This is a genomic window from Brevundimonas sp. BH3 (assembly GCF_045345115.1).
In the GTDB taxonomy this organism is placed as follows: Bacteria; Pseudomonadota; Alphaproteobacteria; order Caulobacterales; family Caulobacteraceae; genus Brevundimonas.
In genome coordinates this window covers 1,958,788-1,975,529 of the sequence record NZ_CP150796.1, presented here as the reverse complement: position 1 = coordinate 1,975,529, position 16,742 = coordinate 1,958,788, and the positions used below count along the sequence as shown (strand labels likewise).

At 59.0% G+C, this 16,742-nt stretch carries 18 protein-coding genes and 3 tRNA genes; 8 read left to right on the top strand and 13 right to left on the bottom strand.

Annotated elements, in window-relative coordinates:
• Positions 1-149 precede the first annotated feature (149 nt).
• The 4 genes from WEU32_RS09735 to WEU32_RS09720 all read right to left on the bottom strand — a co-directional run bounded on the left by WEU32_RS09735 (position 150) and on the right by WEU32_RS09720 (position 2,672).
• Complete coding sequence (locus tag WEU32_RS09735) at positions 150-989, bottom strand: methyltransferase type 11 (RefSeq protein ID WP_406851750.1); 840 nt, start codon at positions 987-989, stop codon at positions 150-152.
• 102 nt (positions 990-1,091) lie between these two features.
• Positions 1,092-1,952: an AAA family ATPase gene (locus WEU32_RS09730; RefSeq protein ID WP_406851749.1), complete on the bottom strand. Its 861-nt coding sequence runs from the start codon at positions 1,950-1,952 to the stop codon at positions 1,092-1,094.
• A 63-nt stretch (positions 1,953-2,015) separates the two neighbouring features.
• Positions 2,016-2,222 carry a hypothetical protein gene (locus WEU32_RS09725; RefSeq protein ID WP_312136609.1) on the bottom strand — a complete coding sequence of 69 codons (207 nt, stop codon included), beginning with the start codon at positions 2,220-2,222 and terminating at the stop codon, positions 2,016-2,018.
• A 12-nt stretch (positions 2,223-2,234) separates the two neighbouring features.
• On the bottom strand, positions 2,235-2,672 hold the full coding sequence (locus tag WEU32_RS09720; RefSeq protein ID WP_406851748.1) for a hypothetical protein: 438 nt from the start codon (positions 2,670-2,672) through the stop codon (positions 2,235-2,237).
• 198 nt (positions 2,673-2,870) lie between these two features.
• Between WEU32_RS09720 and flbT the strand changes: the two genes are divergently transcribed.
• Both flbT and flaF read left to right on the top strand, forming a co-directional pair.
• Complete coding sequence (gene flbT, locus WEU32_RS09715; RefSeq protein ID WP_312136611.1) at positions 2,871-3,296, top strand: flagellar biosynthesis repressor FlbT; 426 nt, start codon at positions 2,871-2,873, stop codon at positions 3,294-3,296.
• A complete protein-coding gene (flaF, locus tag WEU32_RS09710; protein WP_312812562.1) occupies positions 3,256-3,612 on the top strand; it encodes a flagellar biosynthesis regulator FlaF in 357 nt (118 codons plus the stop codon). The genes flbT and flaF overlap by 41 nt, the downstream gene beginning before the upstream one ends.
• 45 nt (positions 3,613-3,657) lie before the next feature.
• On the opposite strand, the gene WEU32_RS09705 is transcribed toward flaF, so the two are convergent.
• The 5 genes from WEU32_RS09705 to WEU32_RS09685 form a co-directional block, all read right to left on the bottom strand.
• Positions 3,658-4,407, bottom strand: a complete 750-nt coding sequence (locus WEU32_RS09705) for an exopolysaccharide biosynthesis protein (RefSeq protein WP_406851747.1) — start codon at positions 4,405-4,407, stop codon at positions 3,658-3,660.
• Positions 4,408-4,530: 123 nt separating this feature from the next.
• Entirely contained in the window at positions 4,531-5,298 is a 768-nt protein-coding gene (locus WEU32_RS09700) for a lysozyme (RefSeq protein ID WP_406851746.1), read from the bottom strand.
• Positions 5,299-5,449: 151 nt separating this feature from the next.
• A complete protein-coding gene (gene mgtE, locus WEU32_RS09695) occupies positions 5,450-6,901 on the bottom strand; it encodes a magnesium transporter (protein ID WP_312136615.1) in 1,452 nt (483 codons plus the stop codon).
• Positions 6,902-6,967: 66 nt separating this feature from the next.
• A tRNA-Leu gene (locus WEU32_RS09690) sits at positions 6,968-7,052 on the bottom strand.
• Between the two features lie 168 nt (positions 7,053-7,220).
• Positions 7,221-7,529 (bottom strand): FliM/FliN family flagellar motor switch protein, encoded by a 309-nt coding sequence (locus WEU32_RS09685; protein ID WP_406851745.1) that lies wholly within the window; start codon positions 7,527-7,529, stop codon positions 7,221-7,223.
• Positions 7,530-7,539: 10 nt separating this feature from the next.
• Between WEU32_RS09685 and lipB the strand changes: the two genes are divergently transcribed.
• Positions 7,540-8,283, top strand: coding sequence for a lipoyl(octanoyl) transferase LipB (gene lipB, locus WEU32_RS09680; protein WP_406851744.1), 744 nt, complete (start codon positions 7,540-7,542; stop codon positions 8,281-8,283).
• Here the strand turns inward: lipB and WEU32_RS09675 are convergent.
• Positions 8,280-8,657, bottom strand: a complete 378-nt coding sequence (locus WEU32_RS09675; protein WP_406851743.1) for a DUF805 domain-containing protein — start codon at positions 8,655-8,657, stop codon at positions 8,280-8,282. The genes lipB and WEU32_RS09675 overlap by 4 nt on opposite strands.
• 241 nt (positions 8,658-8,898) lie before the next feature.
• Between WEU32_RS09675 and msrB the strand changes: the two genes are divergently transcribed.
• The 3 genes from msrB to WEU32_RS09660 all read left to right on the top strand — a co-directional run bounded on the left by msrB (position 8,899) and on the right by WEU32_RS09660 (position 10,787).
• Positions 8,899-9,369, top strand: coding sequence for a peptide-methionine (R)-S-oxide reductase MsrB (msrB, locus tag WEU32_RS09670; RefSeq protein ID WP_406851742.1), 471 nt, complete (start codon positions 8,899-8,901; stop codon positions 9,367-9,369).
• A 61-nt stretch (positions 9,370-9,430) separates the two neighbouring features.
• The gene (locus WEU32_RS09665) at positions 9,431-10,042 is read left to right on the top strand and encodes a hypothetical protein (RefSeq protein WP_406851741.1); all 612 of its coding nucleotides are present in this window, start codon (positions 9,431-9,433) and stop codon (positions 10,040-10,042) included.
• A 151-nt stretch (positions 10,043-10,193) separates the two neighbouring features.
• The gene (locus WEU32_RS09660; protein WP_406853429.1) at positions 10,194-10,787 is read left to right on the top strand and encodes a DedA family protein; all 594 of its coding nucleotides are present in this window, start codon (positions 10,194-10,196) and stop codon (positions 10,785-10,787) included.
• Between the two features lie 79 nt (positions 10,788-10,866).
• Here the strand turns inward: WEU32_RS09660 and WEU32_RS09655 are convergent, their stop codons facing one another.
• The 3 genes from WEU32_RS09655 to WEU32_RS09645 form a co-directional block, all read right to left on the bottom strand.
• Positions 10,867-14,148 (bottom strand): amidohydrolase family protein, encoded by a 3,282-nt coding sequence (locus WEU32_RS09655; RefSeq protein WP_406851740.1) that lies wholly within the window; start codon positions 14,146-14,148, stop codon positions 10,867-10,869.
• A gap of 197 nt (positions 14,149-14,345) precedes the next feature.
• Positions 14,346-14,420: transfer RNA gene (locus WEU32_RS09650), tRNA-Thr, on the bottom strand.
• Between the two features lie 78 nt (positions 14,421-14,498).
• Positions 14,499-14,573: transfer RNA gene (locus WEU32_RS09645), tRNA-Thr, on the bottom strand.
• 382 nt (positions 14,574-14,955) lie between these two features.
• Here WEU32_RS09645 and murA point away from each other — a divergent pair.
• Positions 14,956-16,248 (top strand): UDP-N-acetylglucosamine 1-carboxyvinyltransferase, encoded by a 1,293-nt coding sequence (murA, locus tag WEU32_RS09640; RefSeq protein WP_406851739.1) that lies wholly within the window; start codon positions 14,956-14,958, stop codon positions 16,246-16,248.
• Positions 16,248-16,739, top strand: coding sequence for a DUF2948 family protein (locus tag WEU32_RS09635; protein WP_312136625.1), 492 nt, complete (start codon positions 16,248-16,250; stop codon positions 16,737-16,739). Before murA ends, WEU32_RS09635 begins: the two co-directional genes overlap by 1 nt.
• The last annotated feature ends 3 nt before the right edge of the window (positions 16,740-16,742 follow it).

Genomic DNA, 16,742 nt, shown 5'->3' with positions numbered 1-16,742 from the left:
ATGCCCGCGGGGGCTTGGGGGTGCGTGGCTTTTTGGGAAGGGGGGCCAGTTCGTCGTCGAGGTCGGCCAAGGTCGTCGTCTTGCTCATAGAGAAGGCAGGTGAACTACCCTCGCGACGCTTTCAAGGCCGGTGGACGTAAAAGAAGCGATTAATCCCCGACGTTGAGAACAACCAATTCGCGAACCGATTCAAGGATGGCCTGTTCGTCACGGTCACGCGTGCGGAAGGTGGCCACGACGATCGGGCCGCCCGACGGGCCGCGCGCTTCGTATCCGACCACGCGCCACGCATTGGGCGTGGGCTTGGAGATGGCGTGGATCATGGTGGCACGAACGGCCTGACGAGACTGAGTCTGAACGACCGCGCCGGTTTCATTGGCGTCGATCTTCAGGGAGCCGTCCGGTGCCGTGATGGTGCTGCCCTTGTCATCAGCCTTGATGACCATGCCGCCGATGCGGATCTGGGCACGGTCGCCATCGGCCTCGATAGACATGCCCGGCATGCGGACTGTGGCGCGATCACCTTTGGATTCAATGTTCAGGCCCGGCATCTTGACCGAGGCATCATCGCCCTTGGCGGCGATATCGACGCCCGGTGCGGTGACGGTTGCGGTTTCGGTGCCGTCCTCTTCGGTCAAGGAACTGACCGTGGCAGAGGTGCCACCGGTCGAGGGGACCAGCTCATTTTGGAAGCGCTTGAGCACCTGCGAACTGGTTTCGCCGTTCAGAGTTACGAGGTGAAGCTGGATTTCAGCCCCGCGCGGACCGGCATAGGTGCAGGTCTGCCCGTCAACACTGGCCGATCCGACACGGGTCAGCACGCCTTGGTCCGACGGGCATTGGAGCGCGCTGACAACCTTCAGAGCCTTTGAGGCAGAAGCCCCGGTGTCAGTATCGATCTCGGCACTGCGCGTAATGCGGACACCCTGATCGGAATCGCAGGCCGCGAGCGCCAGAACAGACAGAATAGGCAGGCAGAACTTATACATAATCCAACTCCTGATAACCCTATCGTGTGCCGGATCGGCCAGCGTCACCAGTGAATTCGCAGTAACCCAGCATGTCATCGATAAGGCCGCTCAGCCTTGACCTTAACCGGGGCGCATACCTTCGCGGCGGGCCATGAAGGCCAGACGCTCGAACAGGTGCACATCCTGCTCGTTTTTAAGTAGAGCACCGTGCAGCGGAGGGATCAGCTTGTTGGGCGATTTCTCGCGCAGGCTCTCCAGACTGATGTCATCCACCAGCAAAAGCTTCAGCCAGTCCAGCAGCTCGCTGGTCGAGGGCTTTTTCTTCAGGCCCGGCGTCTCGCGCACTTCGTAGAAGGTCTTGAGCGCCTCGGCCACCAGACGCGGCTTGATGCCGGGGAAGTGGACCTCGACAATATCCTTCATCGTCTCGGTGTCGGGGAAGCGGATATAGTGGAAGAAACAGCGGCGCAGGAAGGCGTCCGGCAGTTCCTTTTCATTGTTCGAGGTGATGATAACCACAGGGCGAATAGCCGCCTTGATGGTTTCGCCGGTTTCCTGAACAAAGAACTCCATCCGGTCCAGTTCCTGAAGCAGATCGTTCGGGAACTCGATATCGGCCTTGTCGATTTCGTCGATCAGCAGGACAGGGCGCACGTCGGAGGTAAAGGCCTCCCACAGCTTGCCCTTCTTCAGATAGTTGCGGACATCCTTGACGCGCTCTTCGCCTAACTGGCTGTCGCGCAGGCGCGAAACGGCATCATATTCGTACAGCCCATTATGGGCCTTGGTGGTGGACTTGATGTGCCATGTGATCAGCGGCGCATTCATCGCCTTGGCCAACTCATAGGCCAGAACCGTTTTACCGGTGCCGGGCTCGCCCTTGATGAGCAGCGGACGCTCCAGCGCCACGGCGGCGTTGACCGCGATCTTCAGATCATCGGTGGCGATATAGTCGGACGTGCCTTCGAACCGGCTGCTCATACGAAACCTGCTCCTGAAATCTCTTTTAGGAGCAGGTAGCTTAAAGATACTGTCCTGAACAGGTCAGGTAATGTGTTTAGGCGAAGGCGGGTCGCTGGCGTCCATGGTTTCTTCGACAGCTTCGTCGATCAGGGCTTCCTGACGGTTCTCGGCTTCTTTGAGCTTTTCCTTGAGTTGGTCCGGCTTGCCCTTTTGTGGTCTGGTTTTGCGCGACATCGGAGCATTGACGTCTTCTTGCGCCTTCATGTCTTGATGGGACTTTTGGGTCATGGACGTTTCTCCTTATGGCGTTTCAGAGGGAAGGTCAGTGCCATAGCCAAGGTCCGCGATATCGTCGCTGGACAGACGTTTGGCCTCCCAGTGAGCCGCAGAGCCTTGTGCTCCGCGATGATTTCGCATCAGGCCGCCATAGACGAGTTCGATCTCGCTGGCAGCGACAGGGGCCGAATCTGCATCGTCATTTTCAATCGCGGTGGTTTCACCGAGTAAGGCGTCGGCTTCGGCAATCAGATGGGCGTTACGGTCTGTCTGGTCGTTGTCACGAGGAGAGAGGCGTGACGGCTGCGTGCCGTTCTGGTCGCGTGTGGCATCAAAAACCTCATCCATCTCGTCGAGCAGGAAGTCGCCTTCGCCCTCGTCATCCAGATGGGTTTCGTCAAACGTCTCGGCTACGTCCTGCGGATCGCCTCCGGCATAGGAGGCAGAATCAGGAACAACCATTTGGGCCTCCTGTCAGCGTTGCTGATGAAACAACGGGTCCGGCACATCGGTGTTCCGTAGAAACTTTGTCGCAGATGATAAAAAGAGGCCGTTAAAGGTGACCCTTCGGCGCAAATCGGAATAGATGGTTAACCACGTCCGGTTACATTTCATCAGCCGACTACCGTCACGGTAGGCGCACTTACGGAGACTTTGCTCTTGCCTCTGAAACTGTCGCTAAAACCTGGCGAGAAATTTGTGCTGAACGGGGCCGTTGTCCAGAACGGTGACCGTCGCGGTGTGCTGGTTCTGCAAAACAAGGCCAGCGTTTTACGCGAAAAGGACATCATGCAGCCGGAGGATGTGAATACGCCGGCGCGCCGGATCTATTTCCCGGTGATGATGATGTATCTGGACGAAAATGAAGCCAGCAAATTCTATGACGAGTTTGCGCTTCGGTTGTCGGAATTCATGGGCGTGATTCAAAATCCCGAGATTCTGAACGAGTGCGTGAACTGTTCACGCCACGTCATGAACCGTCAGTATTACAAGGCGCTGATGTGCGCCCGCAAGATTGTTGATTACGAAGAGCAAAGGCTCGGCAATGTCGCTACAGGCGTACAAGACGGCGTCAACGCGGGCTGAGAGCCCCCGTCAGGCTGAATACCGGCTGTTCGGGCAGGTCACCCGGGCACTGATGCATGCGGCAACGCTGGACAAGACCAAGTTTGCCGAGCGTATGGATGCTTTGGACTGGAACCGTAGACTGTGGTCGACGCTGGCGACGGCCTGCTCGGATTCCAATAATGCTCTGCCACAGGCTGTGCGCGCGCAGATTATTTCTATCAGCCTGTTTGTCAGTCGCCACACCTCGGTCGTGGCGCGTGGCGAGGATGATTTCGCGACCCTGATCGATATTAATCGCTCGATCATGCAAGGGCTGAGCGGCCAGATAGAATAGTCCAGCCCTGCCTGAACCGGGCACGAAAGGCTTGAAAATCCCTGTTTAGAAGAGGCTGCTGAACCAGTCGAAAATGCTGGTAGAAACGGCCACGACGGTTTTCCAGACCAGCAGCACATAGATGCCGCTGATGACGGAACCTGCCGCTCCCAGCAGGATAAAGATGCCATCGCGCTGGATGATGCCCAGTGCCAGAAGACCTATGGCGAGGCCGGGCAGCATGTCCCCGAACGGCACCGGCAGCGCCATCATCAGGGCCAGCAGAATACAGGCGATACCGATAATGGTGTCAGCGATTTCGCCTGTCATAAAGGGCCAGCGTGGACGCGTCAGACGCTCGGCCTTGCGCAACAGGGTGAGGGGGGTGGCGCTGTCGGGGCTGACGGCGATACGACGACGCCACCAGCGACCCATTTTTGAAGATTTGGGCGACATCACGCGACGACGTATCCATTTTGGCAAGGCCACAGGACTGTTGATCAGGCGACGATAGGTTTCGCGCGATACCTTGGCACGCATGATGAACTGCGGCAGGCGCAGCTTGGGCATCTGGAAGGCCATCTCGATCGAAATCAGAATGATCGGGATAGAAAATATCGCCTTGCCGCCGGGGGGCCACGGAAACAGAGCCATGAGCGTTAGCAGCAGAAGCATGGCCCCAAAACCGCGCTCGCCAAAGGCTTCGGTCATTTCCCGTATGCTGAGATGTGGATTTTCGCCACGGGCGAGGCTTTCCAGTACGTCGGAAAACTTCCTGTACTCGTCAGCAGTCGTCGGTACGGCGGGAAGCGTCATAGGGTCCGGGAACAGGGAGGATCGTCATAACCAAGGCAGTTGGATGAACAGGCATAGCGCGTCCCGCAACGGACGCGAAGCATTCATAGCGGACTATCTGTAGAATCGTGACGCCCGGACCGACTATTGTATCTTGAGCGAGGTTTTGGGCGAGCGCGAGAACAGCCACACCGCTCCCCCGATCAGGGCCAGTCCTAATAGGCAGAGCAATCCGGCGATCATCAGGCCGTGGCTTTCCAGTACCGGCACACTGACGCCGTGCTGGAAGGCTATAAAAGCTGCCAGCGACACGATAACCGCCACCGCCGCCAGAAGCACTACGGTGCCAAGATCGCCACGATTTTCGCGTGCGGTTTTGACAAGCACGGGTGGCGGGTTCTCGTGACGCAGAACGCCGGTAACGCCTAAGGCGGCATCGTCGGGAACTGTGGCTGTTTTGTCGGGACGGCTGATGGGGGAAAGCAGCAGTTGCACCAGTGTGGGCTTGTCAGTGCGTTCAAAAAGGGCGCGTTCGGCACAGCGGCGGCGATAGGGGGTATCAACAGGGGGTTGCTGGCGTTCGGGAATACTGGCCAGCACCTCGGCGGCTTGGGCCATCCTGCCTTTACGGATCAGTTCCAGCATGCCGGTTTTCATAAACCTGTCGGGACCGATGCTGTAGATGAAGCTGACGAGAGCATCGAACTGGTTCTGGTTTAGCGCGCGATTGATCTGGGTATGGACCAGTCGGGTTGCCGGAATAAGATCGTGCATCAGAAGAAGCTCGGCTTCTTCTTCGGTGATGGTGATCCCTTCGCGCGCGCTCTGGGTGTGGCCGTAGCCAATGGTCAGCGTGCCGTCACGGCGTGCCACAGCGCGAGGGCGGAAACCCTCGAAGCTTTTAATCAGCAACAGCCCTTCCCGGGACAGTTTGCGTCTGGTGCTGGGCATGGGTTTCGGCACGAAATGATCCAAAACGAAACTCAGAGACAGGCTTCATTTATGGAACAGCAAACCCCGTTCCATCTGAAAGCGTCGTTTCGAGACGGAAAATATTTTGCGATTACAGAAGGATGATGGTCGCAAGACCCAAGAAAATCAGGAAACCGAAGAAGTCTGTCGTGGCCGTTACAAAGACGGCAGACGATACGGCGGGGTCAAATTTCAGCCGGCTGAGAGTGAGCGGGGTCAAAACGCCAACGGTCGCCGCAACCATCATATTCAGCACCATAGCCACGGAGATCACAGCACCCAGGCGCCAGTCCTGGAACCAGAAACCGGCGGCTACACCCACCAGAGGCGACAGAATCATTCCGTTCAGCATCCCCACTGTCAGCTCGCGCCAGAAGGTCCGATGGGCGTTGGACGAGTTCAACTCACGCGTGGCAAGGGCGCGCACGGTGACGGTCAGGGCCTGCGTTCCTGCATTGCCGCCGATAGCGGACACAATCGGCATCAGTACAGCCAGAGCCACAATCTGCTGGATGGTGCCTTCAAACACAGCGATGACTGCTGCGCCCAGAATGGCCGTGAACAGGTTGATGCCCAGCCACGGCACGCGTGAACGCACAATCTCGCCCACCGAGGACGAACGATCCTCGTCATTAACACCGGCGAGGCGCAGGATATCCTCGCGGTTTTCTTCCTGAATGATGTTCACCACGTCATCGACGGTCAGCTGACCGACGAGGCGTCCGGCCGCATCCACGACGGGGGCCGAGATCAGGTGATATTTTTCAAAGATATAGGCGACTTCTTCCTGATCCACATCGACGGCAATTTCATTCAGCGGTTCCATCAGGTCGCTGAGGGCCACCTCGCGCTTACTGCGCAGGAGGCGGCTGATAGCCACGCCGCCGACAGGACGGTTCAGCGGATCAACCACATAGATGTTGTAGAACAGTTCGGGCAGGTCATCGCCGTGGGTACGAACGTGATCAATGGTGTCACCAACAGTCCAGAACTGTGGTGCTGCCATATATTCCCGCTGCATCAAACGGCCAGCGGTGTCTTCCTCATAACCCAGAGAAGATTCGATCGCCGCGCGGTCGGTTTCGGGCATGGCTGCCAGAACTTCTTCGCGCTGGTCATCCTCGAGGTCTTCGACAACGGCAGCCGCGTCGTCTGAATCCAGTTCTTGCAGGGCTTCGGCCAGGACGCCAGACGGGACGCGCTCCAGCACCTCCTCGCGGATACCGTCGTCCATTTCCGGCAGGGTTTCGGCCAGAAGCTCAGGAGGGAGCCACTGAACGACAACCGCCCGATGTTCGGCGGTCAGGAAGCCCATCAGGTCGGCGACGTCGGCCGGGTGCAGGTCTTCGAGAAGCCCGCGCAGGCGCATACCATCGCCGTCATCGGCGGCATCGACCACCTTTTCGACGAAGCTGACGGTCAGCGCATAGTCATCGCCAAGTGCGACGTGATCCTCGGTCTCCGCTGGAGAACCGAGGGTGTCATTCTGATTTTCAGAAATAGACAGATCAGGCTTCAGATTGGCGGGGTCCGTGTTGTTCACGTCGGGTGCCTCTCTGAAATGAAGTCGTCAGCTTGGTAGTAGCCGAGATTCGTCCTGTCTGTTCAATGGTGCGGTCGAGAAGACTCGAACTTCCACGGGTTGCCCCACAGCGACCTCAACGCTGCGCGTCTACCAATTCCGCCACGACCGCTCGCATCGGAGGCGGTTGAATAGTCGAGGCTTTTGAAAAAGGAAAGCCGAAAATGTGTGGGGCCGGTATGAATTGAGCCAGATCTGCACAAAACCCAGCAAAAAGCCCGCAAACGCGGGCTTTGGATATTTGTAAAAACCGTTGTGTTGGTTTTGCTTGTGCCGAACTTTAGGCCTGACCGGCCATAAAGTCGTATACATCGGCGGTGCGGGTGACCGTGATGGCGATGCGGTCATCGCGAATCTCGATCTCCCCGCGCGCGACAGGGTGGTTATTGGCCAAGATCCAGACCTCGTCCTTTTCCGAGGCGTCGAGAGGGATAACGGCACCGCGACCCATACGCAGCAATTGCTGCATCGGCAGGACCGAACGGCCCAGCACGACGGAAATCTCGACATCGACAGCTTCGATTTGGCTCACGGAAGAACACCCACCACATATAAAGACGGCCTTGCCTTGCCGTTCTTGAGGCCACATTGAACCGATTATGCTTTCCGAGCCGTTAAATATGTCTGCCGACCTTTCCGATTCCCGAATCTCTTCATCTCCGCTTTTGCGTGCCGATGGCCGTCCGGTCGAATGGGCGACGTCTGACGGCTATGTGGACTATGCTCAGGCCGAGGCCGCCATGGAGGCCCGCGTGGCGGCCATCGCGGCGGGCGAGGCTAATGAGTTGGTCTGGCTGCTGGAACATCCGCCGCTTTATACGGCGGGCGTGTCGGCCAAGGCGGACGACCTTTTAATGCCCGACCGTTTTCCGGTGTATAAGACGGGGCGGGGTGGACAATTCACCTATCACGGCCCCGGTCAGCGCGTGGCCTATGTCATGCTAGACCTGACGCAGCGCGGGCGCGATGTGCGCGGCTTTGTGCATGGGATGGAAGACTGGATCATCGGGGCGCTGGAGCGTTTCGGGGTCGAGGCGGGCATGCGCGAGGGCCGTGTCGGTGTCTGGGTCGAGCGCAAGGGCGCGGGCTGGGCGCGCGAGGACAAGATTGCTGCTATTGGCGTCAAGGTCCGTAAATGGGTCAGCTTCCACGGCATTAGCTTGAATGTGGAGCCGGACCTCGACCATTTCGGTGGCATCGTCCCGTGCGGGATCACCGACCACGGTGTGACCAGCCTGATGGATTTGGGAATCCTGGCTTCTATGGACGATGCGGATGATGCACTGAAAACATCGTTCCAGAAATGCTTCGGGCCAGTCGTAGAAGGCCAGCCACCGCTTTAGGGTACGGGTTTAAACAAGGGCCGTTGTGAGGGCGGTGGCCCGTGGCGGTTCAGGCCCTTTTGACCCGGCATCAGCGCAAGATCGACACCAACCGGCAATAGAAGGATGGCGGCACCGATGTTTATAACATCGGGAGCGGCGGCGTGTGCCAGAGGCCATCCCAGCGAAAAGAGAAACAGCACGATCCAGCTCCACCAGCCGGATCGTCCGCGATCATGCAGGCGCAGGGACAGGACACAAAGAGCGCTATAGCCCAGCGCCAGAACCATAGGCACGGCCAGCCACGAGGGCAGGCCGTGGGCCTTCCATGCATCAAGCCCGACAAGCAGGAGCAAAAGCACGCCGAGGCCCAGCACAAATGCTGTACGTCCCACGCGATGCGATGAGTGCCAGAAGAGCTCGTTGAGAGGAATCATGCCGTGAGGAAGCGGGTGTGTCGTCTGATAGGCATCTAGGCTTAGCTTGACGGGATTGCGCGAGTAAACGTCCATAAGCCTTTGTTCCAATGACGTTGTCGAGAGGATGGCATCTAAGTCAGGCTTTGCTCTATCGCGGGGAGGCGTTGATACCTATGTTCGGAGCTAGCTGTTTCCAGTGACAAGAGCATGACTGAGTATGACGCGCCAATCACCATCCGGCTTTGATCTGACCCCGCCCGACGCCCAAGAGCGCGCAAGGCTGGAGGCGGGACTGGACGACGAGGAAAAGCGCGTTCTGTTGGCGCATGGTACCGAAGCTCCTTTCTGCGGCACCCTGTTGGGGGAAAGCCGTAAAGGGATGTTTTGCTGCCGCCAATGCGCGCTTCCGCTGTTCAAATCTTCGACCAAGTTTGAAAGTGGCACAGGCTGGCCCAGTTTCTGGGAGCCGGTAGACCGCGAGCATGTGGTCGGTGTACGTGACGACAGCCACGGTATGACGCGTATCGAAACACGTTGTGGCCGCTGTGACAGCCATCAGGGCCATGTGTTTCCCGATGGACCGCCACCCAGTGGTCTGCGCTTTTGTATCAACTCGGTGGCCCTGAGCTTTACACCTGAAGGCGAAGCCTTGCCCGACCCGCTTGGACGCGGTGACGGCGTCGCCTGATTAAGGCCGCTTTTGGTAGAATAAACTGGCCGCAGAGCGGTGCGAGGTGTGCGAGATGACCATGTTGATTTCTGTTCTGTCGGCCTTGACGCTAAGCGGGTCTATGGTCGCATCTACGCCGTCAAACGATCAGGACGTTGTGGTCACTACGGCGCGTAGTGACGGCGGTTCTGTTACTATGCCTGCCGCCACGATAGATGCAGCCAGTCCATCCTCGACGGTTTCATCGGCGGGCCAGAATATCGGCGCAGGCTCCAGCCTGAAACTGAGCACGGCCCAGCAGATCGATAACTGGCTGTCGAAAGACAGCGGACGCAATGAGATGCCGGTCTGGCGCGATGAAGAACCCCGTCGTATGTCTGGCGAAGTCAGCCTGGGTATTGGCTCGCATGATTACAGCCATGTTTCTGGCTATGTGGACTTGCCGGTCGGCGAAAATGCGACGGTGAGTCTCGGCTTTAGCCAGACCAAAAATGGCTGGTATGAACGGCCCCTCGGTCGTGACGGTTTGTTCTGGGACCCGCGTGATCCCTATAATGAATGGGGCGGTATGGGCCGCCGTATGTGGACAACACCATCAGGCCAGAGTGTGTCGCCTTTCGACAATGGATCGCGGATTCCACGACACAGGGTCGGACAGAAATCGGAAAATACGGATACTCCGACCAATTGACCTGTGACGAATGGCGTCGGCGGCACTAAACCGCATGTGCAGGCGAGGGCGTAGCCCCTAAGTCGGGCCTCCCGACGCCTTTAGGATCAAAATGGACAGTTTGTTGAGTTCGGTCGCCGAATTCATATCGCGTAATGCGATGTGGGCCGGAGTGATTTTGGGTACTGTAACCTTTGTAGAGTCCTTGCTTGTGATCGGGGCTTTTATTCCTGCGACTGGACTGCTGGTTTTGGCGGGAACGATGATCGCCACAGGGATTCTGGATCCAGCCAATGTCATTCTGGGGTGTGTTATTGGTGCCGTTCTGGGTGATGCGGTGTCCTATGCCATCGGTCGTCGGATGGGTATTCGGGTGTTGCGTCACCGCTGGCTGAAAAACCATCGCCGCAAGGTGGCTTGGACGCGGCTCTATTGCCGCCGTTATGGCGTGGCTTCGATCTTTATCGGACGGTTCTTTGGTCCGTTGCGGGCCTTTGTGCCGACCATGGTGGGCGTATTGCAGATGCGTCGCCGTACTTTTCAGGTCGCCAATGTGACTTCGGCTTTTGTCTGGGTGCTGGCTATGGTGATCCCGGGCTGGCTGGTCGGCAAGGGTTTGAACCATCTGGCCGAGGGACAGGGTAAAACCTTTGTTGCTGTTACAGCCGTGGTCTTGGTGGCCGTGGTCTTGGTGATTCAAAGAGTGCTGAAAGCCCGCGCTGTTCGCCGCAACCAGATTTTACGCGGTGTCGTGAGCGAAGGCTGATTTAGGGATCGAAGCAGTCCCAAGAAAAAGCCCCGATCCAGTGCGGATCGGGGCTTTTCTGTAGATACGGACCTGAACCCTAGTTGTGGGTGTGGCCGTGGGTTTCCGTATAGGTTTCCAGAGCAGATTCCGTGACCGTGGTCGAATAGGCCGGGTTGGTCGTGGCATCACCCTCGAACCAGAACGGCTTGCGGGCGGCACCACCCACTGCGTTCATGTGGTTGTCGTACAGGCGACCATTCAGCATGGTGTGGCTAATTTCGCGGGTGTTACGCAGGTTCTCCAGCGGGTTGGCGTCCAGCACGACCAGATCGGCCAGCTTGCCAGCTTCCAGAGAGCCAATGTCGCGATCCATACCCAGTGCCTTGGCGCCGTTGATGGTACCGGCGGCAAGGGCCTGAATCGGGGTCATGCCGCCTTGTTCGTACATCCACATATCCCAGTGCGAGCCGAGGCCTTCACGCTGGCCGTGGGCACCGATCTGGACGGTGACACCGAGGTTGTTCAGCTTGGTGGCTTCACGGGCGACATTGATGTGGTTCAGTTCTTCGACCGGCACCTTGGTCGGGCGACGGGCGACGGCATCCAGCATCGGACGCGGGACATACTGGGTCAGGATCGGGTCTTTCCAGACATCGGTGGTTTCGTACCAGTGCATTTCGCCCCATGCACCGCCAAAGGCCACGACGAGGGTCGGGTTGTAAGCGGTCTGGCTTTGCGACCACAGTTGCAGGGCGTCATTGTACATGACCGCAACCGGCACCGAGTGTTCGATGGTGGTGTGACCATCGACAATCATCGACATGTTGTGGTGGTACAGGCTGCCGCCTTCCGGCACCACGCTCATACCCAGTTCGCGGGCGGCCTGGATGATCTGCTGGCGTTGCTCACGGCGAGGCTGGTTATAGCTCTTCACCGAGTTGGCACCGCTGTCGCTCAGGCGACGCAGGTGGCCGCGGGCATCGTCGATATTGTTGACGACAGCCGTGGTCGGCGTAGTGGCCCCGTACAGAATGGTGCCTGTCGAGAACATACGCGGAGCCGTTACCAAGCCCGCACGTGCCAACTCGCTATGGGCAAAGAAGTTGGTCGTTTCCGAAGACGGGTTGTGCAGGGTTGTGACACCGAAGGCCAGCGAAGCGTAGTTGATCCAGCTTTGCTGCGGGATGATGTCGCCTGCGCTGACGCCGCCATGCCAATGGGTATCCACCAGGCCTGGGATGATGGTCTTGCCCGCCATGTCGTGAGTGGTGGCACCGTTCGGGATGTTTACGCTGCCGCGAGCGCCGACCGATTCAATGCGATTACCGTTGATGACGATGACGCCATCCTCGATCACCTCATTGCCCTTCATCGTGATGATGCGGGCACCGGTCAGGACGGTATAGCCTTGCGGGGCTTCCTGCTGGGCCTTGAAGCCGAGCTGGATGCCTTGTTCCGGCGGCTTGGGCAGGTCGGCCTGAGCGCCTTCGACGAAGCTGAAACTGTCCGTCAGCTTGCGCTGGAACAGTTGCGGGCCGTGGGACCATTGCAGGGCGCTGGAATCAGCCGACCAGTGCAGCCACTTGCCCGCATCGCGGGTCATGCGGGTCTGGGGCAGGGCCTTGCCGTCAGCTGACAAGGTGATCGGGCGGCCTGAAGAGGCAAACGGCGCGACATAGGCGTTGAAACGCTCGTTCCATGCCACCCACTGCTCGTTCGGAGAAACAGTGAACTCTGCGGCCCATTCCGAGATCAGGTGATCGCGGCTGTCGGAGCCATCCAGATCCATAGAACGCAGGACGCGCTTGCCGTCCGCCGAAGCGGTGACGAACAGGCGGTCATTGCGGGCACCGAACTGGGGCTGGCTGCCGCTGGCAGTAACCAGCGTGGCGTCACCGCCGCGCACCGGAACCGAATAGATGCCCGGGTTCATGCTCCACAGCGGCGTGGTCAGATAACCACCAGTGGCCGCGCGATAGACAACAGTCTGGCCATCGGGCGAGAAGGTCGGCTCGACATAGTGACCCGGCTGGCGGGTGATGACGCGACCTTCGCCGCCCGAGGCAGGGGCGATGCGCACAGTGCCGAGGTTCTGATCGTTCCATGTGGTGAAGACGATGTTGCGACCATCACGCGACCATTGCGGCTGGCTTTCGAAGTTGTCCGTCTGGCGGGTCAGGCGCCTTGCAGGGCCAGCGGTGCCGTCTGCACGCAGATCGCGTACATAAAGGCGACCCAGAGCCTCGAAGACCACCTTGCTGCCGTCTGGCGAGGTCTGGGCGAAGCGGACCTGCTTCACGTCGAACTCGTTCGGGGCCACCTCGACCGAGGCGCGGACAGCGTTCTGGATCGTGCGGGTGTCGTTCACCTGGAACGGGATTTCGGTGGCCTGACCCGAGGCAGCATCTACGCGACGGATTTTACCGCCCGCCCAGATGACGATCGACTTGTTATCAGGTGTCCACGAATAGGTCGGATAGACGCCGTGGACCGCCCAGGTTTCCTGCATGTCGCGGTCCAGCGCGGCATACAGCGGGCTTTCACGGCCCGATTCCAGATCCTTCAGATACAGAACCGACTGGTAACGATCACGACGGATGAAGGCCAAGGTCTTGCCGTCCGGCGACGGGGTGGGGGCGATCGAACCACCCGGTCCTGTCACGAAGGGCGCAATGCGGCCCGTTTCGCGGTCAAGGCGCTGGATGACATAGATCTGGCCGTTGGGATCTTTCGAATAGTCGAAGACGCCGCCCGGTGTGGTGTCGTCGCTGTAATACAGATAGCGGCCATCCGGCGAGAAGGCGGGCTCACCCGTGTCCTTCTGCTGGGTGCGGCGCTCGGTCAGTTGCACGCCCGTGCCACCGCCATTGCGGTGCCACATCCACATTTCGCCTGCACCCAACGAGCGGGCCGAGGTGAAGTGTTTGCGGCCGACGATGAACTGGCCGTCCGGTGTCCATTCCGGCTGGGTAATCAGGCGGAAGGATTCGTTGGAGATCTGGCGCGGGTTCGAGCCGTCACGATCCATCACCCAGATATTGTCGCCACCGCCACGGTCGGAGGTGAAAGCAATCGAGCGTCCATCCGGCGAAAACTTGGGCTGCATGTCCCATTGCACGCCCGAGGCAATCGCACGGGCTTCGCCGCCGCCGATTGGCATCACATAGATGTCACCCAGCAGGTCGAACACGATTTCACGGCCGTCAGGGCTGACGTCCAGCGACATCCAGGTCCCCTCATTGACCTCGATTTTAACGTCGCGTGTCGGACCGGTCAGGGTCTGGACATCCCATTTGGCTGGTGTTTCCGCAGCTTCAAAAGCCGTGGCGTGGGTAGCGATGGCCATCATGGCCGCTGTCGCCAACAGAATACGCTTCATCGAAGCCCCCTCTAAACCTCGAACACTATTCGATGTGTTGAAGCTAACGACACTATGGAGTGTGCGCGAGAGGGATGTGACGAAATAACTTCCACATTTGCGGTGCCGAAGATGAAGAATCGTCGGGCGTTGAGGGCTGGATATGTGCTGGAGGCCGTAAATGGAACAGGCTCCTGTGGGTTTCACAGGAGCCTGTATGGTGCCGTCGGGCAGGATTGAACTGCCGACCTCAGCCTTACCAAGGATGCGCTCTACCACTGAGCTACGACGGCGGTATGTGACCATACCTATTTAACAGCGAGACAACACCATAAATGGACCGGCCCTCTGTCGGTAAACAGAGGGCCGAATGGTGCCGCCGGGCAGGATTGAACTGCCGACCTCAGCCTTACCAAGGATGCGCTCTACCACTGAGCTACGGCGGCGTCTCGCTGAGGAGGCGGCTTTTAGCCAACGACTCTCGGTGCGCGCAAGAGTAAAAATGCAAGCTTGATCAAAATCTTTGCAGGTTGTCTGGTATGGACATGGATATGTCAGATCACGATACCAACGGTTCCCCAGTGACGGGTGACAAAGTCGCCTCTGCGCAACCGGCTGCCGAAGTTGCGACAAAGCCGTCCGATGCCAAGGCACAGCGGGCTTTGCGGCTTGCTGCGGCGCTTCGAACCAATCTTCGTCGACGCAAGATGCCGGGGGGTGCAGGGCGCCCGGAGCCAAAGGATCAAAACTAGCTCTTTCAACCTGCATATCGAGCTTGCTAGATATCCGGTCCACCGGACCACAGTGGTACTGGTTCTGAAGGTTCCCATGGACAGTATTGTCATCCACGGCGGTAATCGCCTGAACGGCTCGATTCCCGTTAGTGGCGCTAAAAATTCCGCCATTAAATTGATGGCCGCATCGATTCTGACGCCGGAGCCGCTGCGTCTCACCAATATGCCGCGTCTGGCCGACACGCGCTTTCTGGGGGCTTTGTTGCGCGAGTTCGGCATCAAGGTCACCGAAGGCGACGGCGCGGACGGGCAGGAGACGTTGTTCGATGCCAGTGACCTGACCTCGACGTTTGCTCCCTATGATCTGGTCCGCCAGATGCGCGCCTCGTTCAACGTTCTGGGCCCGCTGCTGGCCCGTACCGGCGAGGCCAAGGTTTCGCTGCCGGGTGGTTGCACCATCGGTGCGCGTCCGGTCGATCTGCACCTGATGGCTCTGGAAGCCATGGGGGCACATATCGAGCTGGAAGAAGGCTATGTGACCGCCTCGGCCAAAAACGGTCTGCAAGGCGCGGAAATCGAGTTCCCCTTCGTTTCGGTCGGTGCGACCGAGCATGCGCTTCTGGCGGCTGTGATGGCCAATGGCACCACGGTGCTGAAACGTGCGGCCAAGGAGCCGGAAATCGGCGATCTGGCCCGCTGCCTGATGGCAATGGGTGCCAAGATCGAAGGCTTGGACACGGACCAACTGGTGATTACCGGCGTGACCTCGCTCAAGGGCACGGACTGGTCGGTGATTCCGGACCGGATCGAAATGGGCTCTTATGCTTTGGCCGCGGCTATGGCTGGTGGTGAAGTACGCCTGACCAAGGGGCGCGCCGACCTGATTACAGCCCTGACCGATCCGATGCGCCGTTCGGGTGTCGAAGTGATCGAGGAAGCCAATGGCGATGTCGTGATCCGTCGCGACCCAGCTCAGCGCCTTCAGGCCGTGAATGTCACGACCGAAATCTATCCGGGCTTTGCTACCGATCTTCAGGCGCAATTCATGGCCCTGATGACGTTGGCCGATGGTGAAAGCGTGATTCACGAGACGATTTTCGAGAACCGTTTCATGCATGCGCCGGAACTGATGCGCCTTGGAGCCGATATTACTGTATCGGCTGGCGAAGCGCGTGTGCGGGGTGTTGATGCCCTGCATGGTGCACAGGTTATGGCGACGGATTTGCGGGCCTCTATGTCACTGGTGATTGCGGGCCTTGCTGCCGAGGGCGAAACCACTGTGGGGCGCGTCTATCATCTGGATCGCGGCTTTGAGCGTATGGAAGAAAAACTGGGGGCCTGCGGTGCAGACGTCCGGCGTATCAAGGGCGAAGGTCCCGAGCACTAATGACCATCGAGATCGACAGCACTAGCGACCAGCACAGCCATGATGGCGCGCAAGGCAAGGCGGAAGCCTTGCCCCTGCGTCTGCTCGCCGCCGATGCTATCGATCTCCAGATCATGTCTGCGGCGCTTCAGGACGCCATCATGCGTCCTGTCGATATCCGATGGGAACGCAAGGCGCGGCGGCTGACGCTGGTCTTGTCGCGTTTCTGCTGGGAATGTGGCGGTACGCGCGTGATGTCGGCCATGCAGTTCGGGGATGTCCATTCAGTGAAAAGCCGTCGCCTGCCGCGTGCACCCGAAGGGGCGCTGGAGCTGTTGGCCATGGATTTCATGCCGACCGAAGCGCCCTCAGGTCGCGTGGTCATGATGTTCGCCGGTGGTGGTGATCTGCGTATTGATGTGGAATGTCTGGATGCGGTGCTGACGGATCTGTCGGATCGCTGGCCTGCGCATATGGCACCGGAACATCCGGCCACGCAGGAAGAGGCTTGAGGG